The organism is Micromonospora sp. NBRC 110038 (assembly GCF_020884815.1).
GTDB classification, from domain to species: domain Bacteria; phylum Actinomycetota; class Actinomycetes; order Mycobacteriales; family Micromonosporaceae; genus Micromonospora; species Micromonospora haikouensis.
This window is the reverse complement of sequence record NZ_BBOL01000005.1, coordinates 216408-242125: the sequence shown is the minus strand read 5'-3', so window position 1 is coordinate 242125 and position 25718 is coordinate 216408. Positions and strand designations below refer to the sequence as shown.

General features: G+C 73.8%; 23 protein-coding genes and 1 tRNA gene. 16 read left to right on the top strand and 8 right to left on the bottom strand.

Going from position 1 to position 25718, the window contains the following annotated elements:
* Positions 1 to 19 precede the first annotated feature (19 nt).
* Positions 20 to 1174, top strand: a complete 1155-nt coding sequence (locus LPU61_RS19455; RefSeq protein WP_043961058.1) for an acyl-CoA dehydrogenase family protein — start codon at positions 20 to 22, stop codon at positions 1172 to 1174.
* 157 nt (positions 1175 to 1331) lie between these two features.
* Entirely contained in the window at positions 1332 to 3983 is a 2652-nt protein-coding gene (locus LPU61_RS19450) for a helix-turn-helix domain-containing protein (RefSeq protein WP_043961059.1), read from the top strand.
* Positions 3984 to 4184: 201 nt separating this feature from the next.
* Here LPU61_RS19450 and LPU61_RS19445 read toward each other — a convergent pair whose 3' ends face one another.
* Positions 4185 to 4685 carry a MarR family winged helix-turn-helix transcriptional regulator gene (locus tag LPU61_RS19445; RefSeq protein ID WP_043961060.1) on the bottom strand — a complete coding sequence of 167 codons (501 nt, stop codon included), beginning with the start codon at positions 4683 to 4685 and terminating at the stop codon, positions 4185 to 4187.
* Between the two features lie 101 nt (positions 4686 to 4786).
* Between LPU61_RS19445 and LPU61_RS19440 the strand changes: the two genes are divergently transcribed.
* Both LPU61_RS19440 and LPU61_RS19435 read left to right on the top strand, forming a co-directional pair.
* Positions 4787 to 5368, top strand: a complete 582-nt coding sequence (locus LPU61_RS19440) for a YceI family protein (RefSeq protein WP_043961061.1) — start codon at positions 4787 to 4789, stop codon at positions 5366 to 5368.
* A gap of 458 nt (positions 5369 to 5826) precedes the next feature.
* Positions 5827 to 7305, top strand: a complete 1479-nt coding sequence (locus LPU61_RS19435; protein ID WP_229405688.1) for a glutamate--cysteine ligase — start codon at positions 5827 to 5829, stop codon at positions 7303 to 7305.
* A 57-nt stretch (positions 7306 to 7362) separates the two neighbouring features.
* On the opposite strand, the gene LPU61_RS19430 is transcribed toward LPU61_RS19435, so the two are convergent.
* Positions 7363 to 8745 (bottom strand): hypothetical protein, encoded by a 1383-nt coding sequence (locus LPU61_RS19430; RefSeq protein ID WP_229405687.1) that lies wholly within the window; start codon positions 8743 to 8745, stop codon positions 7363 to 7365.
* Between the two features lie 110 nt (positions 8746 to 8855).
* Between LPU61_RS19430 and LPU61_RS19425 the strand changes: the two genes are divergently transcribed.
* Together LPU61_RS19425 and LPU61_RS19420 are read left to right on the top strand one after the other, a co-directional pair.
* Positions 8856 to 9548, top strand: a complete 693-nt coding sequence (locus LPU61_RS19425) for a PASTA domain-containing protein (RefSeq protein WP_144420127.1) — start codon at positions 8856 to 8858, stop codon at positions 9546 to 9548.
* Positions 9549 to 9644: 96 nt separating this feature from the next.
* A complete protein-coding gene (locus LPU61_RS19420; protein ID WP_229405686.1) occupies positions 9645 to 10316 on the top strand; it encodes a PASTA domain-containing protein in 672 nt (223 codons plus the stop codon).
* A gap of 63 nt (positions 10317 to 10379) precedes the next feature.
* On the opposite strand, the gene LPU61_RS19415 is transcribed toward LPU61_RS19420, so the two are convergent.
* A complete protein-coding gene (locus LPU61_RS19415; RefSeq protein ID WP_229405685.1) occupies positions 10380 to 10838 on the bottom strand; it encodes a hypothetical protein in 459 nt (152 codons plus the stop codon).
* Positions 10839 to 10939: 101 nt separating this feature from the next.
* Positions 10940 to 11230, bottom strand: coding sequence for a hypothetical protein (locus tag LPU61_RS19410; protein WP_043961066.1), 291 nt, complete (start codon positions 11228 to 11230; stop codon positions 10940 to 10942).
* Positions 11231 to 11864: 634 nt separating this feature from the next.
* Between LPU61_RS19410 and LPU61_RS19405 the strand changes: the two genes are divergently transcribed.
* The 3 genes from LPU61_RS19405 (at position 11865) to LPU61_RS19395 (ending at position 13544) form a co-directional block, all read left to right on the top strand.
* On the top strand, positions 11865 to 12746 hold the full coding sequence (locus tag LPU61_RS19405; protein ID WP_043961067.1) for a helix-turn-helix transcriptional regulator: 882 nt from the start codon (positions 11865 to 11867) through the stop codon (positions 12744 to 12746).
* Positions 12716 to 12937 (top strand): DUF397 domain-containing protein, encoded by a 222-nt coding sequence (locus LPU61_RS19400; protein WP_043961068.1) that lies wholly within the window; start codon positions 12716 to 12718, stop codon positions 12935 to 12937. Before LPU61_RS19405 ends, LPU61_RS19400 begins: the two co-directional genes overlap by 31 nt.
* Before the next feature lie 190 nt (positions 12938 to 13127).
* Positions 13128 to 13544 carry a hypothetical protein gene (locus tag LPU61_RS19395; protein WP_043961070.1) on the top strand — a complete coding sequence of 139 codons (417 nt, stop codon included), beginning with the start codon at positions 13128 to 13130 and terminating at the stop codon, positions 13542 to 13544.
* Here the strand turns inward: LPU61_RS19395 and LPU61_RS19390 are convergent.
* The 4 genes from LPU61_RS19390 to LPU61_RS19375 form a co-directional block, all read right to left on the bottom strand.
* Positions 13509 to 14111, bottom strand: a complete 603-nt coding sequence (locus tag LPU61_RS19390) for a hypothetical protein (RefSeq protein WP_229405684.1) — start codon at positions 14109 to 14111, stop codon at positions 13509 to 13511. The genes LPU61_RS19395 and LPU61_RS19390 overlap by 36 nt on opposite strands.
* 92 nt (positions 14112 to 14203) lie before the next feature.
* Positions 14204 to 15010 (bottom strand): WecB/TagA/CpsF family glycosyltransferase, encoded by an 807-nt coding sequence (locus LPU61_RS19385; protein ID WP_229405683.1) that lies wholly within the window; start codon positions 15008 to 15010, stop codon positions 14204 to 14206.
* Entirely contained in the window at positions 15007 to 16080 is a 1074-nt protein-coding gene (locus LPU61_RS19380; RefSeq protein ID WP_043963666.1) for an NAD-dependent epimerase/dehydratase family protein, read from the bottom strand. Before LPU61_RS19380 ends, LPU61_RS19385 begins: the two co-directional genes overlap by 4 nt.
* Before the next feature lie 128 nt (positions 16081 to 16208).
* A tRNA-Leu gene (locus LPU61_RS19375) sits at positions 16209 to 16294 on the bottom strand.
* Positions 16295 to 16501: 207 nt separating this feature from the next.
* Here LPU61_RS19375 and LPU61_RS19370 point away from each other — a divergent pair.
* From LPU61_RS19370 to pknB, 7 genes are read left to right on the top strand one after another with little or no spacing between them, the layout of a single operon-like run.
* Positions 16502 to 17302, top strand: coding sequence for a DUF3662 and FHA domain-containing protein (locus LPU61_RS19370; protein WP_043961072.1), 801 nt, complete (start codon positions 16502 to 16504; stop codon positions 17300 to 17302).
* 6 nt (positions 17303 to 17308) lie between these two features.
* Positions 17309 to 17797, top strand: coding sequence for an FHA domain-containing protein (locus LPU61_RS19365; protein ID WP_007073875.1), 489 nt, complete (start codon positions 17309 to 17311; stop codon positions 17795 to 17797).
* The gene (locus LPU61_RS19360) at positions 17794 to 19218 is read left to right on the top strand and encodes a PP2C family serine/threonine-protein phosphatase (protein ID WP_043961073.1); all 1425 of its coding nucleotides are present in this window, start codon (positions 17794 to 17796) and stop codon (positions 19216 to 19218) included. Before LPU61_RS19365 ends, LPU61_RS19360 begins: the two co-directional genes overlap by 4 nt.
* Before the next feature lie 30 nt (positions 19219 to 19248).
* A complete protein-coding gene (locus tag LPU61_RS19355) occupies positions 19249 to 20742 on the top strand; it encodes an FtsW/RodA/SpoVE family cell cycle protein (protein ID WP_043961074.1) in 1494 nt (497 codons plus the stop codon).
* Positions 20739 to 22244: a penicillin-binding protein 2 gene (locus LPU61_RS19350; RefSeq protein WP_229405682.1), complete on the top strand. Its 1506-nt coding sequence runs from the start codon at positions 20739 to 20741 to the stop codon at positions 22242 to 22244. Before LPU61_RS19355 ends, LPU61_RS19350 begins: the two co-directional genes overlap by 4 nt.
* 1 nt (position 22245) lies before the next feature.
* Positions 22246 to 23718, top strand: coding sequence for a serine/threonine-protein kinase (locus LPU61_RS19345; protein WP_229405681.1), 1473 nt, complete (start codon positions 22246 to 22248; stop codon positions 23716 to 23718).
* Positions 23715 to 25541 carry a Stk1 family PASTA domain-containing Ser/Thr kinase gene (gene pknB / locus LPU61_RS19340; RefSeq protein ID WP_043961078.1) on the top strand — a complete coding sequence of 609 codons (1827 nt, stop codon included), beginning with the start codon at positions 23715 to 23717 and terminating at the stop codon, positions 25539 to 25541. Before LPU61_RS19345 ends, pknB begins: the two co-directional genes overlap by 4 nt.
* The last annotated feature ends 177 nt before the right edge of the window (positions 25542 to 25718 follow it).

Sequence of the window (25718 nt, the reverse complement as noted above, 5' to 3'; positions counted from 1 at the left end):
CTGCGTACAGGAGGAACCGATGGACTTCCGGCTCACCGAGGAGCAAGAGGCGCTGCGGTCCAGCGTGCGGGACTTCGCCCGCGAGGTGGTCGCCCCGGTCATCGCCGAGCACTACGAGAAGCACACCTTCCCGTACGAGGTGATCCGGCAGATGGGCAAGATGGGCCTGTTCGGCCTGCCCTTCCCCGAGGAGCACGGCGGCATGGGCGGCGACTACTTCGCGCTCTGCCTGGCCCTGGAGGAGTTGGCGCGGGTCGACTCCAGCGTGGCGATCACCCTGGAGGCGGCCGTCTCCCTCGGCGCGATGCCGATCTTCCGCTTCGGCACGGCCGAGCAGCAGGAGCGGTGGCTGCCGAGGCTGCTCAGCGGCGAGGCCCTCGCCGGCTTCGGCCTCACCGAGCCCGGCACCGGGTCGGACGCCGGCGGCACCCAGACCCGGGCCGTCCTCGACGAGTCCACCGACGAGTGGGTGATCAACGGCTCGAAGGCGTTCATCACCAACTCGGGCACCGACATCACCGCCCTGGTCACGGTCACCGCCGTCACGGGCACCCGGCCGGACGGGTCGAAGGAGCTGTCCACGATCATCGTCCCGTCGGGCACCCCCGGCTTCACGGTCGCCCCGGGCTACTCGAAGGTCGGCTGGACCGCCTCGGACACCCACGAGCTGACCTTCGACGACTGCCGGGTGCCGGCGGCCAACCTGCTCGGCGAGCGGGGCCGGGGCTTCGCCCAGTTCCTGCGCATCCTCGACGAGGGCCGCATCGCCATCGCCGCCCTGGCCGTCGGCCTCGCCCAGGGCTGCGTCGACGAGTCGATCAAGTATGCGAGCCAGCGCCAGGCGTTCGGCCAGCCGATCGGCAACTACCAGGCCATCCAGTTCAAGATCGCCGACATGGAGCTGAAGGCGCACACCGCCCGCCTGGCCTACTACGACGCCGCCGCCCGGATGCTGGCCGGCGAGCCGTTCAAGCGGCAGGCGGCGATCGCCAAGCTGCACGCCAGCACGGTCGCCGTGGACAACGCCCGGGAGGCCACCCAGATCCACGGCGGCTACGGCTTCATGAACGAGTACCCGGTGGCCCGGTTCTGGCGCGACTCGAAGATCCTGGAGATCGGCGAGGGCACCAGCGAGGTCCAGCGCATGATCATCGCCCGCGACCTCGGCCTGTGAAAGGAAGGACCCCTATCAACGCCTGAGGGAGGGAACGATCCCCCTCTCACGCCGGTAAACTCCCGCGTGAAGCGCTGTCGGATATTTGTGCCGGTCAGCGTCGGCAGGGCGACGGTTGGCTGACGGCCGTCACACCCGATCCGTACCCTTCCTGCCCATGGCTCCCGATCATGGCCGTCCGCCGGGCGCGGACGGTCGTACCGGATTGTCCGCCCTGCTGCGCGCGCACCGGCACGCCGCCGGCCTCACCCAGGCCGAGCTGGCCGCCCGCGCCGGGGTCGGGGTGCGGACGGTCCGCGACCTGGAACGGGGCCGGTCCGCGCGGCCGCAGCGGACCACCGTCGACCTGCTGGCCGGTGCCCTCGGCCTCGCCGGGCCCGTCCGCGCGGCGTTCGTCGCCGCCGCCCGGGGGATGGCCCCGGCCGACCCTGCCCGCGCGGCCGACGAACCACCCGCCGCCCCGCCGCCGGCGGTTCCCCACCCGGTCGGTGCCGGGCCGTCGTCGGCCGCCCACCCCGGGGGTACGCCGATCGCGCTCCCGCCGCCCGTCGAGCTGATCGGCCGGGAGCGGGACGTCGCCGAACTCGTCGAGCTGCTCACCGCGGACCACGGCCCGCCCGTGGTCAGCCTGGTCGGGCTGGCGGGGGTGGGCAAGACGGCGCTGGCCCTGGCGGTCGCCCACGCCGTGGCCGGGCGGTCGCCGGGCGAGGTCGCCGGGGTGCTCGTCGGGGAGGGCTCGGACCCCGCCGACGTGCTCTCCGCTGCGGCGGCGGCCTTCGGTGCGGCCCGCGCGTCCGACCTCGCGGTGCGACTGGCCGCCCGTCCGGCGCTGCTGCTGATCGACGCGGTGGAGCGGGCGCCCGACCCGGTGGCCGGGGCGCTGCACCGGCTCGCGGGGGCGGTGCCCACGCTGCGGGTGCTGGTCACCGGGCGGCACCCGGTCGGCGTGCCCGGCGAGCGCGTCTGGCCCGTACCGCCGCTGGACGTGCCGCCGCCCGAGCTGGACCCGGCGGGGCCGGACGTCCTGGCCGGCTACCCGGCGGTGGCGCTGTTCACGGCGCGGCTGGCCCGGGTGCGGCGGGAGCCGCCGGACCCGGCCGAGTTGCCGGCCCTCGCCGCGCTGGCCCGCCGGCTGGGTGGGCTGCCCCTCGCCATCGAGCTGATGGCCGCCCGGGGGCGCATCCTCGACCTCAACGAGCTGCTCGACCGGTACGGCGACCGGGTCCTCGACCTCGCCACCTCGCCGGCCCAGCGGCCCGGGCCCGGGTGGACGCCGGGGGGTGGGGCGACGGTCACCCTGCGGGACGCGGTGGCCGCCAGCTACCGCCTCCTCGCCCCGGACGAGCGGGCCGCCCTGCGTCGGCTCTCCGTGTTCCGCAACCGGTGGTCCGTGGAACTGGCCGAGGAGATGCTGGCCGACGACGCCGACCCGGAGGGCACGGTCTCGATCGACCCGGTGCCACTGCTGGACCGGTTGCTCCAGCTCGGCCTGCTCAGCGTCCGGGGGACCGGTCCGTTCCGGTTCCGGCTGCTCGACGCGGTGCGGGAGTTCGCCGCCGAGCAGGCCATCGGCGCCGGGGAGCGGTCCGACATCCGGCGGCGGCACGCCGAGGTCTTCGCGCGGCTGGTGGCCCGGACGGCCCCCGACCTGGCCGGCCCGCAGCTGACCTCGGCGGTGCGCCGGCTGGACGAGGCGACCGGCGACATCACCGCCGCGCTGGCCCACGCCGCCGTCGACGACCCGTCGACCGCCCTCCGGCTGGCCGTCGGGCTGGCCCGCTGGTGGCGGTTCCGGGGCCGGGACGTCGTCGGGCGGCAGTGGCTGCGGCGGCTGCTGGCCGACCCGCGCACCGCCGCCGCCGATCCGGGGCTGCGCGCCCGGGCGGTGCTGGGCGCGGCCCGGCTCGCCGTCGAGCACGGCGCGGCGGAGCAGGAGCTGCCGGCGGCCCGGGACGCCTGGGCCATCCTGCACCGGGCCGGTGACGTGGCCGGGGAGCTGGAGGCGCGGGCGGTGCTCTGCGCGCTGCTGGGCGCGACCGGGGGGCACGACGAGGCGCGCGACCAGGCCGCCGCCGTCCTCGCCCTGGCCACCCGGCACGGGCGGCTGCGCGACATGGCCGTGGCGCAGCACAGCCTCGCCTGGCACGACGTCCGGGTGGGTGACCTGGCCGGGGCGCGGCGTCGCCTGGCCGCGATGGACCGGCTGGCCGCCCAGTCCGGCGAGCGGCGGCTGCGCGTGTTGGCCCGGGCCAACCTGGCCGAGGTCACCCGGCTGGAGGGCCGGTACGCCGACGCCGTGGAGCAGGGCCGCCGGGTGGCCGCCGGGCTGGTGGAGGTCGGCGACCCGGGGCACCGGCGGCGGGCCCTCGGCACGATCGGCCTGGCGCTGGCCCAGGACGGGCGTCCCGACGAGGCGGCCGAGGTGCTGGCGGGTCTGCGCACCTGCGCGGCCGGTGACGCGGCGCTCGGTGCCGAGCCGCTGCGCGGCCGGCCGGGGGAGGCCCGGTTCGAGGACGGGATCTGCGCGCTCATCGAGGCGAACATCGCCCTGCACCGGGCCGACGGTGAGCTGGCGGCCGAGTGGTTCGCCGCCGCAGCGGAGGGAAACGTCGCCGGCCAGGACCGGCGGGAACTGGTGGAGGCGCTCGTCGGGCTCGCGGCGAGCACCCGGGACGCGGCCGTGCTCGACCGCCTCGACGCCGCCTGTCGGCAGAGCGGGATCAGCCTGCTGCCCCGGGAAGATGCGCTGCTGGCACCGCTGCGGCGGCCCGGCCGACCCGAGCCGACCGGGCGTGCCCGGAAATGTTGACGCGGGGGCGGCGCGAGCGAAGAAGCCCCCTGGTTTTACCCCTCGCTCATCGCTCGCGCCGGCACCCCCCGGTGCGCCCCCGCTGAGAGAACAGTAGCCACCCCCGGCGGTGTGACTTGTCTGCTTAATCCGGTTTGTTGCCGGCGGGTGGGCGGTTCTGCCGGTCTTTCTGCCGGTGCCTCCGGCCCGTCCGCCGGGTGGTCAGGAGGAGGTGGCTTCCGTCGGGACCGGGTCGGTGCTGCCGGCGGTCGCGCCCGGGTGCACCGCATCGCGTACGCGGCGCAGGCCGTGGAGGAGGGAGCGCAGCTCCTCCGGCTGCAACTGGCCGATGAACCACTCCTCGATGATCCGCAGGTGCCCGGGAAGGGTCTGGTCCAGCCGCTGCAACCCGGCGGCGGTGACCACCGCGTACGAGCTGCGCCGGTCGGACGGGCAGGCCCGGCGGCAGAGCAGGCCGTCGCGTTCCATCCGGTCCACCACCCGGGTCACCCCGCTGGTGGAGAGCGAGGTCTGCGCTGCCAGGTCGGTCATGCGCAGCTGGTTGCCGGGCGAGCGGGCGAGGCGGGTGAGCACCTCGAACTCGACCGGAGAGAGCCCGTGCTCCTCGAACTGGGCGGCGAACCGGGCCGACAGCCCGGCGTGCGCCTCGACGAGGAGACCGACGGCGGTGATCCGGGGGTCGTCGAACACGTTCTGGTCCACGAGTTCATCATAGCAATACTTGACACACGGAATATTGCTCTGTCTATAGTTGCTCGGTCAGTCGTTGGGTCACTGAACAATCTCTCCTGGAGGACAGCACCATGACCAGCAGCAACGGATCGGTTACCCGCGAGTGGGAGGGCCTCACGATCCCGGCGGCCGGCACCTACCTGCTGGACGTCGCCCACAAGCGGGTCGGGTTCGTCGCCCGGCACATGATGGTCAGCAAGGTGCGCGGCGAGTTCGCCGACGCGACCGCCACCATCACCATCGCCGAGGACCCGATGCAGTCCTCGGTCTCCGCGACCATCCAGGCCGCCAGCATCAGCACCGCCCAGGCCGACCGGGACGCCCACCTGCGCAGCCCCGAGTTCCTGGACGCCGAGGCCTTCCCGACCCTGGAGTACCGCAGCACGGGCGTGAAGTCCCGGGACGGCAACGAGTTCGTCCTCACCGGTGAGCTGACCATCAAGGGCGTGACGCGTCCGGTGGAGCTGGAGGTCGAGTTCGAGGGCGTGGGCCGCAGCCCGTTCGGCCAGGACATCTTCGGCTTCTCCGCCAGCACCGAGATCGACCGCGAGGACTTCGGCCTCACCTGGAACGTCGCCCTGGAGACCGGCGGCGTGCTGGTCGGCAAGAAGATCAAGATCGAGATCGAGGGCGAGGGCGTCCGCCAGGCCTGACCGCCCCGCTCCACGAGACCCGGGCCCGCGTCGCACCAGTCGACGCGGGCCCGCGGCCGTTCCGCCGTCCGGCCGGTGGTCCGGTCCCCGGCCGATCCCCGGGCAGCAGGCCACTCGTCCCGGCGTGCCGGTGGCCGTCCGGTCGTGCCCCGGCGGGTCGCCTCGCGCTTTCAACGTCGGATGCCGCTCCCCGGTGCGGGTCACGGCCGGTCCCGCCGGAGTCCCTTCGGCGGGAGCGTGCGAATTGTCACGGTCGGCCCCTTCGCGGGGGCGGTGGCGCGCGCCGCCACCTGGGTAGAGAGGCGGTCGGGAGCGCGTTCCAGGCCGGTCGCGGTCGCCGCAGAGGTGACCGTCCGGCGTCGGCCTCTGGCCCGGCGCGGGGGGTGCTTTTACCGTAGAAGGTTCACAATGTGCGCTGCGGGCGGCAGGCCCCGCCGCGCCTCGCGCCGGGAGGACACATGGGCAGGGACGTCGAGCAGGGCGCCTTCTCCCGAGAGGACAGGCTCCACTACCGGCAGAAGGTCCGGAGGTGCCTGGACGTCTTCGCGTTGATGCTGGACGACTTCGGCTTCGACGCCGACCGGCCGATGACCGGGCTGGAGATCGAGCTCAACCTGATGGACCCTGCCGCCGAGCCGGCGATGCGCAACGACGAGATCCTCGCGGACATCGCCGACCCGCTCTTCCAGACCGAGTTGGGGCGGTTCAACCTGGAGCTGAACGCCGAGCCCCGGCTCATCGAGGGCGCCGGCTTCGCCGACTACGAGCGTGACCTGCGCAGCAGCCTGGACCGGGCCGACGCGCGGGCGGCGTCGTCCGACGCGCGGATCGTCCTGGTCGGCATCCTGCCCACACTGACCGAGCGGCACCTGGTGGCCGACAACCTCTCCACCGCCGCCCGGTACCGGGTGCTCAACGACCAGATCGTCGGTGCCCGGGGCGAGGACATCGAGCTGGACATCCGCGGCGTCGAACGGCTCCGGACGCACACCGACTCCATCGCGCCGGAGGCCGCCTGCACGAGCCTCCAGTTCCACCTCCAGGTCGCCCCGGACAGCTTCGCCGACTACTGGAACGCCTCCCAGGCCATCGCGGGCGTCCAGGTGGCCGTCGGGGCGAACTCCCCCTACCTGTACGGCCGGCAGCTCTGGGCCGAGACCCGGATCGCCCTGTTCCAGCAGGCCACCGACACCCGCCCCGACGAGCTGAAGGCCCAGGGCGTACGCCCCCGGGTCTGGTTCGGCGAGCGCTGGATCACGTCGATCTTCGACCTGTTCGAGGAGAACGTCCGCTACTTCCCGCCGCTGCTGCCGATCTGCGAGGACGAGGACCCGGTCGAGGTCCTGCACGCCGGGGGCGTGCCCGAGCTGGCGGAACTCCGGCTGCACAACGGCACGGTCTACCGCTGGAACCGGCCCGTCTACGACATCATGAACGGCCGGCCCCACCTGCGCGTGGAGAACCGGGTGCTGCCCGCCGGCCCGACCGTGGTCGACATGCTCGCGAACGCCGCCTTCTACTTCGGCCTGGCGCGGGGCCTGGCCGAGGCGGACCGGCCGATCTGGAGCCAGCTCACCTTCAGCTCCGCCGAGGAGAACTTCCACGCCGCCGCCCGGCGCGGGATGGACGCCGTCCTGCACTGGCCGCGCCTCGGGGACGTGCCGGTGACCAAGCTGGTGCTCGACACCCTGCTGCCGACGGCGGCCACCGGGCTGGACCGCTTCGGCGTCGCGCCCGCCGAGCGGGACCGCCTGCTCGGCATCATCGAGCAGCGCTGCCGCACCGGCCGTAACGGCGCGGTCTGGCAGACCGAGACGGTCTGGGCGGCCGAGCACCACCGGGGCATGGAACGCGACGCGGCCCTGCGTCACATGGTGCAGCGCTACGCGGAGTTGCAGCGGAAGAACGAACCGGTGCACACCTGGCCGGTCGACTGACCGACCCGCCACCTCGCCGGCGGCCGGACCACCACCACGCCGCCGGCACAAGGTTGATCACGCCGGCTGGTCGGCCTCCGTGTCGACCAGCCGGGCCGGCCCGGGGCCGGTCGTCGCGGTCGCCTCCCCGGCCTTCCCGGCCTCCCCGGCCGCACCGGAGCGCTGCCGGGGCAGCACGGCCGGCGCGGCGGAGCCGCGTCCGCCCGTCGTCGGCTTCGAGGACCCGGCCGCCTGCCCCGCGAGGTCGCGCCCGGCACTCCGGCGGGTCGCGGAGCGCTGGGCGAGCGCCGCCGTCAGCACCGAGCCGGCGAAACCCACCACCACGGCGTACGGGGCGACCAGGTGCGCCGACACCTGCTCCCGGCCGAGCGTGCTCAGGCCGGGCACGACCAGCAGGTACGCCAGCGCGACGAGGACCGGGCCGGCCCCGCCGGAGGCCGCCGCCCCGAGCCGGTGCTCCGCCGACCGGGCGGCACGCCGCGCGCCCAGTGCCCCGATCAGCAGCGCCGAGCCGAGCGCCAGCGACGCGCCGGGCCAGTAGAACCAGTCCCGGATCCAGAAGTCGGGCCGGTCGGCGCTGAGCTGCCAGATCCCGAGCTGGGCGGTGGTCAGCCCGCGTCCGGCGAGCACCCCGTCCACCACGGCGACCACGGCGAGAAGCCAGAGCCAGCCGGCGGTAGCGATCACGTTGGCCGCCGCAGCGGGCGAGCGCAGCGCCCAGACCGCCACGAGCAGCCCGAGGAACAGGCCCGTTCCGGCGTACCCGGCGGCCATGGCCTGCGGTGCGGCGACGCCGGGCACGTCCGCCATCCGTGCCGGCACGGCCACCAGCAGCACGGTGACCAGCGCGCCGACCGCAGCGGCCAGCGCCAGCACGAGCGCTCCCGCCGGCCGGGGTGGGCCGGTCGGCCCCGGCCCGGCGACCGGGTCGACGGCGTCGACCACCTCCGGCCCGCGGGCGGCGGCCGGTGCCGGGGCGACCGAATCCGCAGCGGCGGCCGGTGCCGGGGTGCCCGGCGCCGGAGCCGGCTCCGGGGCGGCCGGCTCGGCAGTGGCGGTGGGCTCGGCGGTGGCAGTGGGCTCGGCGGTGGCGGCGGGCTCGGCGGTGGCGGTGGGCTCCGCAGTATCGGTCGGCTGGGCGGTGGCGGTCGGCTCCGCGTCGGTCGTGACCCCGTCCGGGGCGGTCGCGGCCCGGTCTGCTCCCCGGGCGACGGGACGCCGTAGCCGCTGGGCGCAGACCGCGCCCGCGATCGTCGAGGTGGCCGAGATCCAGGTCGCCCACGCGAGGCTCGCCACCCACGCCGCCTCGCCCGCGTCGACGCCCGACGCCGACCAGTTGATGATGCCCAGCCCGTAGCCGAAGCCCAGTTGGGCGGCGCCCGCGCCGGCAGCGACACCGATCGCGGTGGCGATCGATCCTCCCCAGCCCCGTCTGGCCATGCCGGGCAGCGTAACGCCCCTGGGGCTGCCCGGCGAGTCGTGGCGGGGAACCCGCGCCGGGGTACCTGGCGTGCCCCCGGTACGGTCGCCGTGATGAGGTGGTGGGCGCTGTGACGGACGGGAACACCGTGGGGGAGGCGTACCCCGACGAGGCCGACGCGGCCGGCTCGGGCCGGTCGGCCAAGCTGCTGGGCGGCGGCCTGGCCGTCGCGCTCCTCGCGCTGGTCGGCGCGGCCGGTGGCTGGCTGCTGGCCGGGGAGGACGACCCGTCGTCCGGCCTCCCGGCCGCGCAGCCCGACGTCTCGGCCACGGCACCCCCCTCCGAGGCCCCGTCGTCGCCGGCCCGGACGACCGCGCCGGCGACCCGGACCACCGCGCCCACCCGCTCCACCGGGCTGACCGTCCCGCCCGTGGTGGGCACGGACTTCGAGGACGCGCGGGACGAGCTGCGGGACCTGCGGCTGGGCTGGCGGCTGGTCTTCGGCGCGGAGTCGGGGCGGGACGTGCGGCGCACCGACCCGCCCGTCGGCTCCCCCGTGTCGCGGGGCACGACCGTCGCGCTGTACGTCGCCGGGCCCGCACCCGAGGTCAGCGTCCCCGACCTGGTCGGCGACGACTGCGACGACGCGGCCGAGGACCTGGTCGAGGAGGGCCTCTACCCCGGCTATCCGACGGGCCGGACCGGCGTCGTCACGGCCCAGGCACCGGCGGCCGACAGCACGGCGCACTGGAACGACAAGGTGGCCCTGACCTGCGGCGAGGAGCCCGGCGAGCCGAGCGCGGAGCCGCCGCCCACCCCGTGACGGCGGCTCGCCGCGCCGGTCCCGGCCGCGCTGGCCCACAGCGGTTAGCGTGGATGGGAGGGCCAGCCACCCGCCCGGTGTGGGAGAGGACGTGCCATGAGCGACGACCGCCAGGACCCGCCCCCCGACGACGCCGGTGACCAGACCCGGCCGCTGCCGAAGCCCGGTGACGACGCCCGGCCGAAGCCGGCCGGCGGGCAGGTGTGGTCCGGTCGGGCCGGGGTGCCGCCGCCCCGACCGGCGGAGTACGGGCCCCCGACCGACGAGTGGTACGCCGAGGAGCAGCCCGGCCGGCGCTGGTGGACGCCGATCCTGCTCGGTGTCGTGGCGCTGCTGCTGCTCGGCCTGCTGGGCGTCGGCTTCTGGCTGGCCCTGTCGTCCGGCGGCGGCACCGGCCCCGAGGAGACGCCGTCGGCGGGCCCGACCTCGGCACCGGCGACGACCGGGGCACCGACGACCGAGGCGACGACCGGTGGGCCGTCCCCCACCCCGACGACGCCGCCGGCCACGACCCCGGCCGGGGTGCCGATGCCGCCGCTGGTGGGGCTGCCCCGGGCGACGGCTGAGCGGATCCTGGACCGGATCGGGGTCGACCACCGCGTCGAGACCCGCGAGTCCGACCGTCCGGCCGGCACGGTGCTGGAGACCGACCCGGAGGCGGGGGCGCTGGTGCCGGCCGGCGATCAGGTCATCCTGGTGGTCGCGGCGGCACCGGCACCGACGAGCAGCGCGGCGGCCCCGACGACCCCGGCGACCCCGACCCCCTGACGGCGGATCCGGTCGTCACGCCCGGCACCGGGTTCGGCCACCGCGCTCCGGGCCCGGCGCCGGTCACCACATGCGGCGTCTGGTGCCGACCAAGCCCAGCCCGGCCAGGGAGATGGCGAGCCCGAGGAGGCCGGACCAGAACAGGGAGCGGCTCGTCTCGTCCCGCTGGGAGGTGGGCCCCGCCGCGGCCCGCCCGGCCTCGACCACCGGGTCCGTTCCGGCGCCGGCCCCCGCGCCGGCCGGTGGACCGGTCGGCACGCCCGCCGCGTCCACTCCCGCACCGACGGGGCCCGGGACGGCCGGTGGATCCGCCGGGGCGGCCCAGTCGGGCTCCGGGTCCTCGTCGATGACGGTGATCTCCGGCGCGGGGACCGGCGCGGCCAGCTCGGTGGCCGACAGGGTCGGGTAGCGGACCACCACCCCGAGGGTGGTGGCGGCGCCGAGGATCGCCAGCAGCCCGAAGGCGTAGATCGTACGGGACCTGTGGTGCCGCCGCGCGGCGGGCAGTATGACCATGACCATCCCAGGTTCAGGGTCCGGGACGCGCGGGGTGGAGACGTTCGCCGGGGTGGGCGTACCGATTCTATGGCGGTGGCACGCCCACCGGGACGGGTTTCGGCTGGTCAGCCGACCCGGGCGGGGGTACGCACCACGGGGCGGCGCTGCCGGACGGGGACGGTGCGCTGCCGGGGTTGGGCGGCGGCCCGGAGCTGGCGCAGCCCCGCGGCCTGCACGTAGATCGAACGCCGGCTGACCGCGTCCCCCGCCGCGTTCAGCTCGTAGCCTTCGAGCCACATCCAACCGTCGTAGGTGGGCCAGTCGAGCACCCGGATCACGCGGAACATGATCGGTTTGAGGAACTGGACACTCGCCGCGCGCGTCACGTGCAGCACGTCACCTGAGCGGGGAAGCACAGAGTTCTCCTGGGAGATCGGCCGGCGGGCACGCCGGTGGCTGGTGTTTCGGGGGATGTCTCGCCTGGTGACGGGGTTGTGCCTCGTGAACCGGCGGCGCTGGTGATGCTGGTCGGGCCGGGCGCGTTGGTGGCGTGCCAGCACCCGACCAGCACCCCGCCGCTCCAGGTCGTCGCGCCCGCCGCCACAGTCACCCTGACGTGCGGCAGCGGGGTCCTCGCCCGGAGCGGATCTTGTCGTGCGGTGCCGGGCTGGTATCCCTCGACCGGACGCCCACCCGTCGGCGGATCGTCCCGTTCCGGCGGCCGACCGGAACGGTGAGTGATTCGAGCCCTACGGACAGATTGCATGAGTGTCGTGCTTCATGCAAGTTGCATGTCGACTTTTGCCGATACGTGAGCGGCTCGCGGAAATAGACGCTTGATGCCGCTGTCCCCGGACCGGCACACTGGACGCCGGTTTCGCCCGTCGCGGCCGGTCGACGACCGGCACCATCACCCCTGCCGCGAACGCTCGCCCGCCGTTCCGACGGTCGCGCCCCCGGCGGGCGTCGACCCCAGGCGCGACCGACCGGAGGTAACCGGGTGAGGGCGAGCAGCGAGCGATTCGGCCCAGTGGGCCGCCGGGGGGCGTCGTGAGCGAGCGGCGCAGCCCGACCATCCGCCGTCGCCGGCTCGGCGCCGAACTGCGCCGGCACCGCGACGCCGCGCGCATCACCATCGAGGCGGTGGCCGAACGGCTGGAGTGCTCGGCGTCGAAGATCTCCAGGATCGAGACCGGCCACACCACCGCCACCCCGCGCGACGTCCGCGACATGCTGCTGATCTACGGAGTGTCCGGCGCGGAGAGCGACGAGCTGGTGCAGATCGCCCGGGAGGCCCGGCAGAAGGGCTGGTGGCACCCCTACAGCACCGTGCTGGTCGGGGCGTACGTCGGCCTGGAGTCGGCCGCCAGCTCCATCCGGCAGTACGAGCAGCAGGTCGTCCCGGGCCTGCTGGAGACCGAGGAGTACGCCTCGGCGATGATCCGCGCCGCCCGGCCGGACTTCACCGCCGAACAGGTCCAGCAACGGGTGCGTGTCCGACTGGGCCGTCAGTCGTTGTTGACCCAGGACGATCCGGTCGATCTGTGGGTGGTGCTCGATGAGGCGGTGCTGAGCCGGCCGGTGGGCGGCGACGCGGTGATGCGTGGTCAGCTCAAGCGGCTGGTGGAGGTGGCGGAGCTGCCGAACGTGACGCTTCAGATCCTGCCGTTCTCGGTCGGGGCGCACGCCGGCATGGACGGCACCTTCACCATCCTCAGCTTCCCAGAAGCCAATGATCCGGATGTCGTGTACGCGGAGAACGCCACGGGTGGGCTCTTCCTGGAGAAGAGCGACGAGCTACAGAAGTACAGCTTCATCTTCGATCATGTTCGAGCAGCGGCCATGCGTCCGGAGGAATCCATCGCACAAATCGCAAAACTGGCAGAGGAGCCGTTGTGGAAATGGCGACCAAGGGGTTCCGTGGGGACCTGACGCGGGCGACGTGGTTCAAGAGCTCGAAGAGCGGGCCGAACTGTGACAACTGCGTGGAGGTGGCGTACGTGACCGGGGCGGTCGGGGTGCGGGACTCGAAGGACAAGAGCGGTCCCAACCTGGTCTTCGCTCCGGCAGGCTGGCACGCCTTCGTCGCCGGGGCCAGGGACGGCGCGTTCCTCCGGGACTGATCGCTGACCCCTAGACACGACGGGCGTGACCCCTTCCGGCAGCGTGGCCGGAGCAGGGGTCGCGCCCGTCGCGTTTCCACCGCCGTCCCGGGTCGTTGAACCGTCGGGACGGCGCTGGTCGACGACCCGGACCAGCTACCGGATCGGCAACGGCCACCCGGATCGGCACCCGAGCGAGGCAGGCGAGACGATGACGACGATCGGTTCAGAGAACCTCACCAACGGTCCGGGCAAGCCGGAGCGGTTCGGCGGGAAATACCGCGGGGCCCGCCGGGACACCGTCCTGACGGAGGTCGTCTCCACCGATTCCGAGATCGGCACCCGGGACGACGGCCCGACCGCCCTCGACCAGGCCGGCGCGCCGCTGTCGCTGCCGTCGCTGGACCCGAACCCGCTGACCGAGCCGTCGTTCCCGCCGTCGGGCTGGTCGACCGGCCCGTCGGCCACCGAGTCCCTGGTCGACCACCCGCTGCTGCGCGGGCTGCTGCTGGAGCTGCCCCCCAAGGGCAGCGTGCCGCCGCCCGGCTGGCTGGACCGCTGGTTCGAGGCGACCCGGGCGATCCTGGAGCTGCTATACGTGCAGGGCGGCGCTGGCCGCTCGCGCTGACCCGGGCTGCCGGGTCACCGCCCGCTCGGCGAGGCGGCTGTGGCGCAGCGCCTGGCGTACCCCGATCGCGGCGACGCCCAGCGCGGCCACGGTGACGGCGGCACCGGTGGTGCCGGGCCCGGCGAAGAGGTCGAGGCCGCTGGCCGACAGCACCCCCGGCACGGTGGCCAGGCCGGTGGCCTGCAGCGGCAGGCCGATCAGCGGATGCGCCGCGGCGGCCCGCAGCCCGTGCGGGGCCGGCGTCTCCGGTGCGGCGGCGAACGCCCCGGCACCGGCCCACAGCCGGCGCACCCGGCGGGCCGTGACGACCGCCACCAGCAGCGCGGGGGCGGCGGCCAGCGCCAGGCCGGCGGCGGCCCGGTCGATCGCGCCGGTGCCGGCGCTGGTCAGCCCGGCGGCGAGCACGGCCGCCGTCAGGCCGAGGCCGGTCACCGTCAGGGCGAGCAACCATCCGGTACGCCGCCGCAGCGCGCGGGCACGATGCGGCCGGGGCAGCCGCTCGGCGAGGAGACCCGCGGCCAGCCACACGCCGGCGATCGGCAACAGCACGATGAGATGCCCGTCCATGCCGTCAGCCTTGCCCAGTTCGACGCCCGCCGAATCCGGGTCGGCCCCCTGTTCGTCCCGCAGGCCCGTCCCGTAGGGGTCGCGCGGGCGGCCTAGACGGCGAAGGTGGCGGGGCGCTCGGTGGCCGGGGTCGGCGGCTTCGCCTTCCACAGGCCGGTCTTCTGCGCCGCCAGGCGGGCCAGGTAAGCCGGGTTGAGGATGACGTACCGCCGCCAGAGGCGCTTCGGCTCCAGGCCGAGCCGCCAGAACCACTCCAGGCCGGCCCGCTGCATCCACGGCGGCGGGTTGCGCAGCAGCCCCGCGTGGTAGTCGAAGGCCGCCCCGACGGCCATCATCGGCATGTCCAACAGCGGACGCATCGCGTACGTGAAGACCTCCTGCCGGGGGCAGCCGAGCCCCACCAGGACGAGCCGGGCCCCGCTGGACCGGATCCGGTCGGCGATCTCGGCGTCTTCGCCGGGCTGGACGGCGCGGAACTTCGACGGCTCCACCCCGGCGATCTTCAGCGCCGGGAACATCCGCTCCAGGGCGGGGATCAGCCGTGACAGCGTCTCCTCCGTCGAGCCGTACAGGTAGACCGGCAGGCCCTCCTCGGCGAAGCGGCGCAGCACGTGCAGGGTCAGCAGCGGGCCGTAGACCCGGTCGGCCAGGTTGGCGTGGTGCAGCAGGTTGAGCGCCCAGCGCACCGGCTGCCCGTCCGGGGTGACCACGTCGAACGAGTTGAGCCGGGCGTTGTGGGCCGGGTCGAGCACCCCGGTCATCACCCCGTGCACGGCGAGCGCGGTGAGCGCCAGCGGACGCCGCTCGTGCGCCGCCGCCACCACCCGCTCGGTCGCGGTGGCGTAGTCGGTGGCGTCGACGAGGACGCCGAGAACGTTGCGCTTGCTGCCGTCGGTCATGCCCCGGGCACCCACTTGTCCACGTTGGCCTCGTAGATCTCGCGCATGATCATCGGCACGTCGTAGACCTGCTTCCAGTCCGGGTAGTCGGCCTGGAACGCCTCGTTGGAGCCGATCCACCACTTGTGGTCGCCGATCCGGTTCGCCTCGACGTACTCGGTGATCATCTCCTGGCCGGTGATCTGCTCGGCCAGGGCGAACGCCTCCCGGTTGGAGGTGTTGGAGTGCCGGCCGCCGCCGAGGTTGTAGACGGCCGCCGAGCGCGGGTTGCGGAAGAACGCCTCGAACGCCGACACCACGTCCGAGCTGTGGATCGCGTCCCGGACCTGCTTGCCCTGGTAGCCGAAGATCTTGTACGTCCGGCGCTCCATGTTGGCGCGCATCACGTACCCGAGGAAGCCGTGCAGCTCGGTCGCGGAGTGCGCCGGGCCGGTCAGCGTGCCGCCCCGGAAGCAGGCGGTGCGCATCCCGAAGTAGCGACCGTATTCCTGCACCATCACGTCGGCGGCGACCTTCGACGCGCCGAAGACCGAGTGCAGGCAGGCGTCGATCGACATGTCCTCGCGGATGCCCTGCTCGTACGGGTGCCCCGGCTCGATCTCCCAGCGGGACTCCAGCTCGACCAGCGGGAGGCTGTTGGGGCGGTCGCCGTACACCTTGTTGGTCGAGCAGTGGATCACCGGCGCCTCGATGCAGTGCTCGCGCACGTTCTGCAGCACGTTGAGGGTGCCGCCGGCGTTGACGTCGAAGTCGGTGAACGGGTCGCGCACCGCCCAGTCGTGCGACGGCTGCGCGGCGGTGTGGATCACCACCGCGATGTCGCGGCCGTACCGGGCGAAGAGCTTCGCCAGCGAGTCGCGGTCGCGGATGTCGATGCTGTGGTGCGCGTACGCCCCGCCGAGCTCCTCGGCCAGCCGCCGGACGTTCCACGCGGTCGACGCCTCGGCGCCGAAGAACTCCTGCCGCATGTCGTTGTCGATGCCGACGACGTCGAGACCGAGGCCGGCGAAGTGCCGGACCGCCTCGGAACCGATCAGGCCGCCCGACCCGGTCACCAACGCGACACTCACACGCCACTCCTGGTCCATCGGAGGCAGGGAAACGATCGGAGCATAGCGTGACGTCCGGCACCCACCGGATGGGACGCCGGGCCCCACGGAACGGCGAAAGGGCCCCGCGTGCTGCGGAGCCCTCGCTCTGGTGGGGAAGGGGGGAGTTGAACCCCCACGCCCTTTCGGGCACACGGACCTGAACCGTGCGCGTCTGCCATTCCGCCACTTCCCCGTGGCTTGACCCGGAACACTTTAGCCTGCCCCGGATCCGCTGTCTCCAGCGGCCCGGCACATCCTACGGTGTCCCTGGCCTGCGCCGCGACCGGTTACCGTTCGTGGCGGACGAAACTGTAGCACGGGGGCAAGGGCCCGTTCGAACGGGCCGGCGACGGCCGGCCGAGCGGCGTGTGAGCTGCGCGCGCGCCGGCCGGATACCATCATGTCCTCGGGACCCGAGGAGGAGCCGGTGAGCGTGCTGCAACGCTTCGAGAAGCGTCTGGAAGGCCTGGTGGAGGGAGCCTTCGCCAAGGTCTTCAAAGGGGTGGTCCACCCCGTGGAGATCCTCAACGCCATGCAGCGGGAGGCCGAGGCGCACAAGGCGATCCTGGCCGGCGGGCGCACGTTGGTGCCCAACCGCTACGTGATCGATCTCTCGCCCTACGACCACAACCGCCTGGCGCCGTACGCCGCCGCCCTGGCCCAGGAGCTGGCCCAGTCGCAGGCGGAGTTCATCGGCGAGCAGGCCTGGACGGTCTACGGCGACGTGATCGTCGAGATCGAGCGCGGCGAGGGCCTCGACACCGGCATGTTCCGGGTCACCGCCGAGGTCTACACCGGTGGCGACGTGGCACCGGTCTCCGCGCCGGGCTACGACCAGGGCGGCTACGACGCCGGCCCCGCCTATCCGGCGTACGACCAGGGCGGCGGCTACGGCCCCCCGCCGGGGCACGGCGGCGGGCGCAACGTCCGGCTGGTCTCCGGCGACGGCCGCACCTACCCGCTCCAGATGGGCTCGACCGTGATCGGCCGGGGCGACCAGGCCAACCTGCGCCTGCCCGACGTCGGGATCTCCCGCCGACACGCCCGGCTGGACTTCGACGGTGGTCAGGTCGTGCTGACCGACCTCGGCTCGACCAACGGCACGATGGTCAACGGCCAGCGGGTCTCCGCCGTCGCGCTCAACCCCGGCGACATGATCCAGCTCGGCACCACCACCCTGACCTTCCGCGTGGACGGCTGATCCGCCTTGCCGGAACTCGTCATCACCGTCGCCCGGTTCGGGTTCCTGATCCTGCTGTGGATCTTCGTCTTCACGGTGGTCGGCGTCATCCGCCGGGACCTGTTCGCCGGTGCCCGGTCGGGCCGGCTGGTGGCCGCGCCCCGGGCCGTGGGCGCCTCGACCGGCCAGCCGCAGGCCAAGCCGGCCAAGGTGAAGCGGGGCAGGGCCGCGCACCAGCTGGTGGTGACCGCCGGTCAGCTCGCCGGCACCCGGATCACCCTGGGCGAGGCGCAGATCACCATCGGTCGGGCCGAGGATTCGACCCTCGTCATCACCGACGACTACGCGTCGGCGCGACACGCCCGGCTCGTGCCCCGCGACGGGCAGTGGTTCGTCGAGGACCTCGGATCGACTAACGGCACCTACCTCGATCGCGCTAAGGTCACCGGACCAACCCCCGTCCCCCTCGGCGTGCCGATCCGCATCGGGCGCACCTCTCTCGAATTACGGCCATGACTCTGACCCTGCGCTATGCGGCCCACAGCGACCGCGGTCTGATCCGAGACGGTAACCAGGATTCCGTCTACGCCGGGCCGCGGCTTCTCGCCGTCGCCGACGGCATGGGCGGCATGGCCGCCGGTGACGTCGCCAGCAACATCGTCATCGGTGCCATGGCGCCGCTCGACGAGGACGTCCCCGGTGACGCCCTGGTCGACGCGTTGCGTTCGGCCGTGGGCACCGCCAACCAGCAGCTCCGCGACACCGTGGACGCCAACCCGCAGCTGGAGGGGATGGGCACCACGCTGACCGCGACCCTCTTCTCCGGCACCAAGCTCGGCATGGTCCACATCGGCGACTCGCGGGCCTACCTCCTGCGCAACGGCGAGTTCGCGCAGATCACCAAGGACGACACCTACGTCCAGATGCTCGTCGACGAGGGCCGGATCAGCGCCGAGGAGGCGAGCAGCCACCCCCAGCGCTCGCTGCTCACCCGGGCGCTCGACGGCCGCGACATCGACCCGGAATACAGCGTCCGGCAGGTGCTCCCCGGCGACCGCTACCTGATCTGCAGCGACGGCCTCTCCGGCGTGGTGAGCGCCGAGACCATCGCCGACACCATGCGGGAATACACCGACCCCCAGCAGTGCGTCGAGCGGCTCGTCCAGCTCGCGCTGCGCGGCGGCGGCCCGGACAACATCACGGTGATCATCGCCGACGCCACCGACCGGGACATCGTCGAGGCGAGCCCGATCGTCGGCGGCGCCGCCGCCCGGGACCGGGGCATGGCCACCTCCGCCGACGTCTCCACCCCCGCCGCGCGCGCCTCCGCGCTCTCCGCCCCCCGGCCGCCCGCCCCCGAGGAGCCGGCCGACGACGACGGCGACGACGACCGCCCGAAGCGCCGCCCGCTGCGCACCGCGGCGATGACCCTCGCCCTGCTGGTCATCCTCGGCGGCGCGCTGCTCGGCGGGTGGACGTACACGCAGCGGCAGTACTACGTGGGCGCCACCGAGGACGGCCGGGTGGCCGTGTTCCGGGGCGTGCAGGGGCAGATCGCCGGCCTCGACCTCTCCGCCGAGCACTCCGTCAGCCCCGCCCGGCTCGACGACCTCACCCTCGCCGCGCAGGAGCAGGTCAAGCAGGGCATCCCCGCCCGCGACGAGCCCGACGCCGAGCGCCGGCTGGCCGAGCTGACCAGCGACGACCCGCTGAACCCCAACCTCAAGCCGGTCTGCCAGCCGACCCCGACGCCGAGCCCCGAGGCGACGACGCCGGAGCCCACGAGGTCCCCGGTCAAGCCGGGGGCGACCCGTACGGCCTCCGGCAGCGCCCGACCCGTCGACACCCCGACCCCCGCGCCCACCGAGACGCCCGACGTGCTGCCCTCCGACACGGTTCCGCCGGCCGACCCGGCCGGGTGCCGGTCGCCGGAGTGAGCGTCGGCTGAGAAACCCGAGGACACCTCCGTGACCGCAGCCGCCGCACCGGCCGCCTCGCCCGCAACGACGGGCGAGCAGCCCGGCGTACGCCTGGCCCGGTCGCGGCGCAACGCCGAACTGTCGTTGCTGCTGCTGGCCCTGGTGATCGTCGCCGCGTACGGCGCGACGGTGGAGGCGACCGTGCTCGACACGGTCACCCCGGACTTCTGGGTCCCCACCGCCGTGCTGGCGGGCGTCTTCCTCGCCCTGCACGTCGTCATCCGGTTCCTGGCCCCCTACGCCGACCCGGCCCTGCTGCCGGCGGTGGCGCTGCTCAACGGCATCGGGGTGGGCTTCCTGCGCCGGCTCGACCTGGCCCGGGCCGCCCCCGCCGACCGGGAGTCGCTGGCGATCTTCGCCGGCAACGGCGGTCGCCAGTTCGCCTGGACGCTGGCGTCGGTGATGCTCGCCGCCGGCCTGCTGGCGCTGATGCGCGACCACCGGTCGGTCTCCCGGTACGCCTACACGCTGGGCCTCGCCGGCATCGTGCTGGTGATGATCCCGGCGGTGCTGCCGGCGAAATACTCGGAGATCTACGGCGCGAAGCTGTGGATCATCGTGCCCGGGGTGGGGCAGATCCAGCCGGGTGAGTTCGCCAAGCTCGCGCTGCTCGCCTTCTTCGCCTACTACCTGGTGCGCAAGCGCGAGGTGCTGTCGCTGGCCAGCCACCGGTTCCTGGGCATCGACTTCCCGCGCGGGCGGGACCTGGGGCCGGTGCTCGCGGTCTGGGCGCTGAGCGTGCTGGTGCTCGTCTTCGAGAAGGACCTGGGCACCTCGCTGCTCTACTTCGGCATGTTCGTGGTGACGCTCTACATCGCCACCGAGCGGGTGAGCTGGCTGCTCATCGGTCTGATCCTGTTCTTCGGCGGCGCCTACCTCGCGTACGTGCTCGGCGGCGTCGTCGGCGGGCCGTTCGCCAACTTCCACCTGCGGGCCCAGATCTGGCTGGACCCGTTCGCCGACCCCTACCAGGACGGCTACCAGCTGGTCCAGGGCCTGTTGGCGCTGGGCAGCGGCGGCCTGTTCGGCGCAGGGCCGGGCGGCGGGGAGCCGCTGGAGATCCCCGAGGTGCAGAACGACTTCATCTTCGCCGGCATCGGCGAGGAGATCGGCCTGTTCGGCCTCTCCGCGCTGCTGGTGGTCTACCTGCTCATCGTGGAGCGGGGCCTGCGGGCCGCGCTCGCCGTGCGGGACTCGTTCGGCAAGCTGCTCGCCGGGGGCCTCGCCTTCACCCTCGGCCTCCAGGTCTTCGTGATCGTCGGCGGGATCAGCAAGCTCATCCCGCTGACCGGTCAGACCACCCCGTTCCTCTCCGCCGGTGGCTCGTCGCTGATGGCGAACTGGCTGCTCATCGCGGTGCTGCTGCGGGTCTCCGACGCGGCCCGCCGCCCGGTGACCGGTGGCGGCGGCCCGGCGGCCCGACCAGGGGGCGGCCCACCCGAGCAGTTGCACGGTGCCCCCACGGAGGTGATCCGGCCGTGAACGCACCCCTGCGCCGCGTCGGTGTCGTCGCGATGGTCCTGTTCGGTCTGCTCTTCGCGAACCTGAACTGGATCCAGGCCTACAAGGCCGACGAATACCGCAACAGCGACTACAACGGCCGGGTCCAGGTGGCCGAGTACGAGCGCAAGCGCGGCAACATCGAGGCCGGTGGCACGGCGCTCGCCACCAGCAAGGAGACGGGCGGCAAGCTGCGGTTCCTGCGCACCTACCCCGGCGGCGAGAAGTACGCGCACGTCCTCGGCTACAAGCCGGTCAACCTCGGCGACACCGGCATCGAGCGGGTCGAGAACGACTTCCTCGCCGGCACCAGCGACGCGCTGATCGCCAACCGGATCAAGGACATGTTCACCGGCGACGAGACGGGCGGCGGCAACGTGCTGCTGACCCTCTCCAAGCGGGCCCAGGACGCCGCGTTCAACGGGCTGTCCAACAACCAGGTCGGGGCGAAGAAGGGCGCGGCGATCGCGTTCGACCCGCGCACCGGCGCGGTGCAGGCGCTGGTCTCCATGCCCAGCTTCGACCCGAACCCGCTGGCCAGCCACGACACGGACGAGGCGACGGCGGCGTACAACAAGCTGGAGAGCGCCGAGGGTGGCCCGCTGAAGAACCGGGCGCTGTCGGAGGTGCTGCCCCCGGGCTCCACCTTCAAGATCGTGGTGGCCGCCGCCGCGCTGGAGAACGGCATCGGCAAGAACACCCAGATCTCGGCCGGCCCCAGCTACACCCCGCCGACCTCGGGCACCCCGATCCGCAACGCGGTGCCGTCGATCTGCCCGGAGTCCGAGGTCAGCCTGATCAGCGCGGTCACCGAGTCCTGCAACACGGGCTTCGCCAAGCTCGGCGTGGAGCTCGGCGCGGACAAGGTGAAGGAGAAGGCCCGGCAGTTCGGCTTCGAGCAGGACGACCTGACCGTCGGCCAGCTCGGTGAGGGCGGGCTGCCGGTGGCGGCCAGCCGCACCGGGGCCATGCAGGGCCCCGACGGCAGCACCGACCCGGCCGCGTTGGCCCAGTCCTCCATCGGCCAGCGGGACGTCAAGATGACCCCGCTGCAGGGGGCCCTGATCGCCGGGGCGGTCGCCAACGGCGGCAGCCAGATGCGGCCCTACCTGGTGCGGCAGCTCCTCGCACCGGACCGCACCACCAGCTACTACACGGCCAAGCCGCGCGAGCTGCGCCAGCCGGTCAGCGGGCAGGTCGCGTCGGACCTGCGCGACATGATGGTGAGCGTGGTGGAGAACGGCACCGGCCGCAACGCGAAGTTCAACGGCTACACCGTCGGCGGCAAGACCGGCACGGCCCAGTCGGGCCCGCAGACCCCCGACCACGGCTGGTTCATCGGCTTCGCCCTGGACTCGAAGGGCACCCCGGTCTCCGCCGTGTGCGTGGTGCTGGAGGAGGCGGGCAGCGGCGGCAGCGCCGAGGCGGCCCGGATCGCCGGCAAGATCATGCAGGCGGCGGCCGCCGACTCCGGGGGGCGCTGACATGCTCAGCCCCGGGGTCCAGCTCGGCAACCGCTACCGCCTCGACGAGCGGATCGCCAGCGGCGGCATGGGTGACGTGTGGCGCGGCACCGACCAGGTGCTGGGCCGCACGGTCGCCGTGAAGAGCCTGCTCCCGGCGCTGCTCGACGACCCCGACTTCGCCGAGCGCTTCCGTGGCGAGGCCCGCACCATGGCCACGATCAACCACCCCGGCGTGGTCGACGTCTACGACTTCGGCCACGACCAGCAGATCGCCTTTTTGGTGATGGAATACGTGGAGGGTGACGCGCTCTCCTCGACGCTGGGCCGGGTCGGCCGGCTCACCCCGGCGCGCACCATGGCCCTGCTCGCCCAGGCCGCCGACGCGCTGCACGCGGCGCACTGCAAGGGCATCGTGCACCGCGACGTGAAGCCCGGAAACCTGCTGGTCCGGCCCAACGGCACCCTCGTGCTGACCGACTTCGGCATCGCCCGGTCGGAGCTGGTCGCCCAGCTCACCGCCGCCGGCTCGGTGCTCGGCACCGCCTCCTACATCTCCCCCGAGCAGGCCACCGGCGCGGTGGCCACGCCCGCCTCCGACGTCTACGCCCTCGGCGTGGTCGCCTACCAGTGCCTGGCCGGCCGACGGCCGTTCGAGGGCGACAACCCGCTGGAAATCGCCATGAAGCACGTCCGGGACACCCCCCGGCCGCTGCCGGCGGACATCCCGCCCCCGGTGCGGGCCATCGTCGAGCGGGCCATGGCGAAGGACCCGGCCGCCCGCTGGCCCAGCGCCGCCGCCCTCGCCGGGGTGGCCCGGCAGGCGAAGCTCGCGCTCGGGCAGCAGTCCCGTGGCGGCGGTCACGTAGGGCAGGTCTCCGCCGCCCCGGCGTCCCCGGCCGGCCCGCAGGCGCGTGCCCAGGTGCCGCCCGCCTCCCGGCAGCAGCCCCGGCCGCCCGCGGTGGCGCAGCGCCCGGTGCCGACCTCCGGCCCGCCGCAGCAGCGCCCGGTCCCGACGTCGGCCCCGCCCCAGCCGCGTTCCCCGGTCACCCACCAGCCCCGCCCGCCCGTTGTGCACCAGCAGCCCCACCCGCCGGCCGGCGTGCCCCGTCCGCCGGTGGCCAACCAGCCGGCCTACCCGCGCGGCGCGGCGACCGTGCCGCCGCCGGCCCCGGTCCGCCAGGCCAACCCCCTCGCGTACGCCCGCCAGCCCGGCCCGCCCCCGGCCCCGCCGCAGCGGTCCAGGTCAGGGGCGGTTTGGCTGTTCATCCTGGTGGCCACACTGGTCCTGCTCTGCTCCGGCGTGATTTCCTACAACCTGCGGAAGAATGCGGCAGCCGGTGACCCCGGCGGGTCCGGTGCCCGGGCCGCGGCGTCCGGCGCGCTGCAGGCCGGTGGGCGCGACGATCCGTCCGGGACGCCGTACCGTCGAGTGGAACGACTCCTGCCGGGCGGCGGCGAGACGACGACGAGCGAAGGACGACAGACGCGATGACAGCGCAGGCCCGCCTGCTCGGTGGCAGGTATCAGGTCGGCGAGCTGCTCGGCTACGGCGGCATGGCCGAGGTGCACCGCGGCCGTGACCTCCGGCTCGGTCGCGACGTCGCGATCAAGATGCTCCGGGCCGATCTGGCCCGCGACGCCACCTTCCAGATGCGGTTCCGCCGGGAGGCGCAGAACGCCGCCTCGCTCAACCACCCGGCCATCGTCGCGGTCTACGACACCGGCGAGGAGACGGGGCCGACCGGCGAGACGCTGCCGTTCATCGTGATGGAGTTCGTCAACGGGCGGACCCTCAAGGAGGTGCTCGGCGTCGAGGGGCGGCTCCAGCCGCGCCGCGCGCTGGAGATCTGCGCCGACATGTGCGCCGCGCTGGAGTTCAGCCACCGGCACGGGATCATCCACCGCGACATCAAGCCCGGCAACGTCATGCTCACCCAGACCGGCCAGGTCAAGGTGATGGACTTCGGCATCGCCCGGGCGCTGGCCTCCGGCGCCACCACGATGACGCAGACCAGCGCGGTCATCGGCACGGCGCAATACCTTTCGCCCGAGCAGGCGCGCGGCGAGGCGGTCGACGCCCGCTCCGACGTGTACGCCGGCGGTTGCGTGCTGTTCGAGCTGCTCTGCGGCCACCCGCCGTTCGTCGGGGACAGCCCGGTCAGCGTGGCGTACCAGCACGTGCGGGAGGCCCCGCCGACGCCGAGCGACATCAACCCGGACGTCAACCCCGCCGTCGACGCGATCGTGCTCAAGGCGCTGTCGAAGAACCCCCTCAACCGCTACCAGAGCGCCGGCGAGATGCGGGCCGACCTGCTCCGCGCGGCGGCCGGCCGGCCGGTGCTCGCCACCCCGGTGATGCGTGAGGCCGAGACCGCGCCGATGTCGGCCGCCGGGTCGGGCTACCCGACGCAGGTCGTCGGCGGCGCGGCCACCCGGCAGCAGATGCCGGCCCGGGTCGGCGACCCGCGCCAGCGCCGGGCGTCCTCCTGGGTGATCGCCACCTTCGCCGCGCTCGGCGTGCTCGCGATCATCGCCCTGGTCACCGCCTACGCGATGAGCCGGGGCGGCGCCGAGAAGATCGCCGTCCCCGACCTGACGGGCCAGACCCAGGCGGCGGCGGTGGCCCAGCTCGAACAGGCCGGCCTGGTCCCCGCCGTCGGCGACCCGATCGCCAACAGCACCTGCAAGAAGGACACCGTCGCGGCGCAGCAGCCGCCGCCGACCACCCAGCTGGAGAAGGGCCGGGGCGTCACCATCCAGATCTGCTCCGGCAAGCCGGAGGTGACGATCCCCAACGGGCTGGTCGGCTCCCAGTTCGACAACGTCGAGCAGCAGCTCGAGGCCCTCAAGCTCGAAGTGGTCAAGAAGGAGGTCAGCAGCTCCTCGCCGGAGGGGATCGTCACGAACGTCTCCCCGAAGTCCGGCACCAAGGTCGCCGAGGACAGCAAGGTGACCGTGGAGGTCTCCCGGGGCAACGTCCGGCAGGTGCCGAACGTCGTCGGCTCCTCGGCCGACGACGCCAAGCGCGAGCTGGAGCAGGCCGGTTACGTGGTGAAGATCGTCGACGGCGACGAGGTCCCCGCCGACCAGGCCGGCAAGGTGTCCGGCCAGAACCCCCGGGGCGGCACGGAGCTGGAGCGGGGCAAGCGGGTCACCATCGAGGTCGACATCCCCGAGCCCACCCCCGAGCCGACCGAGCCGACGGGCAACCCGCCCGTCACGCCGACACCGACCCCGCCGATCGACGGCGGGGGTGGCGGCAACGGCGGCGGCTTGCCCTTCCCGACCCCGCCGGTCCGCCTCAACCAGGACTGACGCCGGCCGAGGCTCGCCGATCAACGCGTTCGCCGACCGACGAGCGCGTTGATCCACACCCTGCCGGCGACACGGCGGGCCGCCGAGGTCGTCGCGGCGGCGTCGGCGTCGCTCGGGGAGCGTCGTCCATCGGGCCGGATCGCCCCGTTTCGCCGACAGACAGCTCCCAGCCAGCGC

Excerpts from the sequence above, each read along its gene's own strand:
- LPU61_RS19455 (WP_043961058.1), top strand. The coding sequence starts at position 20 with ATGGACTTCCGGCTCACCGAGGAGCAAGAGGCGCTGCGGTCCAGCGTG.
- LPU61_RS19450 (WP_043961059.1), top strand. The coding sequence starts at position 1,332 with ATGGCTCCCGATCATGGCCGTCCGCCGGGCGCGGACGGTCGTACCGGA.
- LPU61_RS19440 (WP_043961061.1), top strand. The coding sequence starts at position 4,787 with ATGACCAGCAGCAACGGATCGGTTACCCGCGAGTGGGAGGGCCTCACG.
- LPU61_RS19435 (WP_229405688.1), top strand. The coding sequence starts at position 5,827 with ATGGGCAGGGACGTCGAGCAGGGCGCCTTCTCCCGAGAGGACAGGCTC.
- LPU61_RS19430 (WP_229405687.1), bottom strand. The coding sequence starts at position 8,745 with ATGGCCAGACGGGGCTGGGGAGGATCGATCGCCACCGCGATCGGTGTC.
- LPU61_RS19420 (WP_229405686.1), top strand. The coding sequence starts at position 9,645 with ATGAGCGACGACCGCCAGGACCCGCCCCCCGACGACGCCGGTGACCAG.
- LPU61_RS19415 (WP_229405685.1), bottom strand. The coding sequence starts at position 10,838 with ATGGTCATGGTCATACTGCCCGCCGCGCGGCGGCACCACAGGTCCCGT.
- LPU61_RS19400 (WP_043961068.1), top strand. The coding sequence starts at position 12,716 with ATGGCGACCAAGGGGTTCCGTGGGGACCTGACGCGGGCGACGTGGTTC.
- LPU61_RS19395 (WP_043961070.1), top strand. The coding sequence starts at position 13,128 with ATGACGACGATCGGTTCAGAGAACCTCACCAACGGTCCGGGCAAGCCG.
- LPU61_RS19390 (WP_229405684.1), bottom strand. The coding sequence starts at position 14,111 with ATGGACGGGCATCTCATCGTGCTGTTGCCGATCGCCGGCGTGTGGCTG.
- LPU61_RS19385 (WP_229405683.1), bottom strand. The coding sequence starts at position 15,010 with ATGACCGACGGCAGCAAGCGCAACGTTCTCGGCGTCCTCGTCGACGCC.
- LPU61_RS19370 (WP_043961072.1), top strand. The coding sequence starts at position 16,502 with ATGTCCTCGGGACCCGAGGAGGAGCCGGTGAGCGTGCTGCAACGCTTC.
- LPU61_RS19360 (WP_043961073.1), top strand. The coding sequence starts at position 17,794 with ATGACTCTGACCCTGCGCTATGCGGCCCACAGCGACCGCGGTCTGATC.
- LPU61_RS19345 (WP_229405681.1), top strand. The coding sequence starts at position 22,246 with ATGCTCAGCCCCGGGGTCCAGCTCGGCAACCGCTACCGCCTCGACGAG.
- pknB (WP_043961078.1), top strand. The coding sequence starts at position 23,715 with ATGACAGCGCAGGCCCGCCTGCTCGGTGGCAGGTATCAGGTCGGCGAG.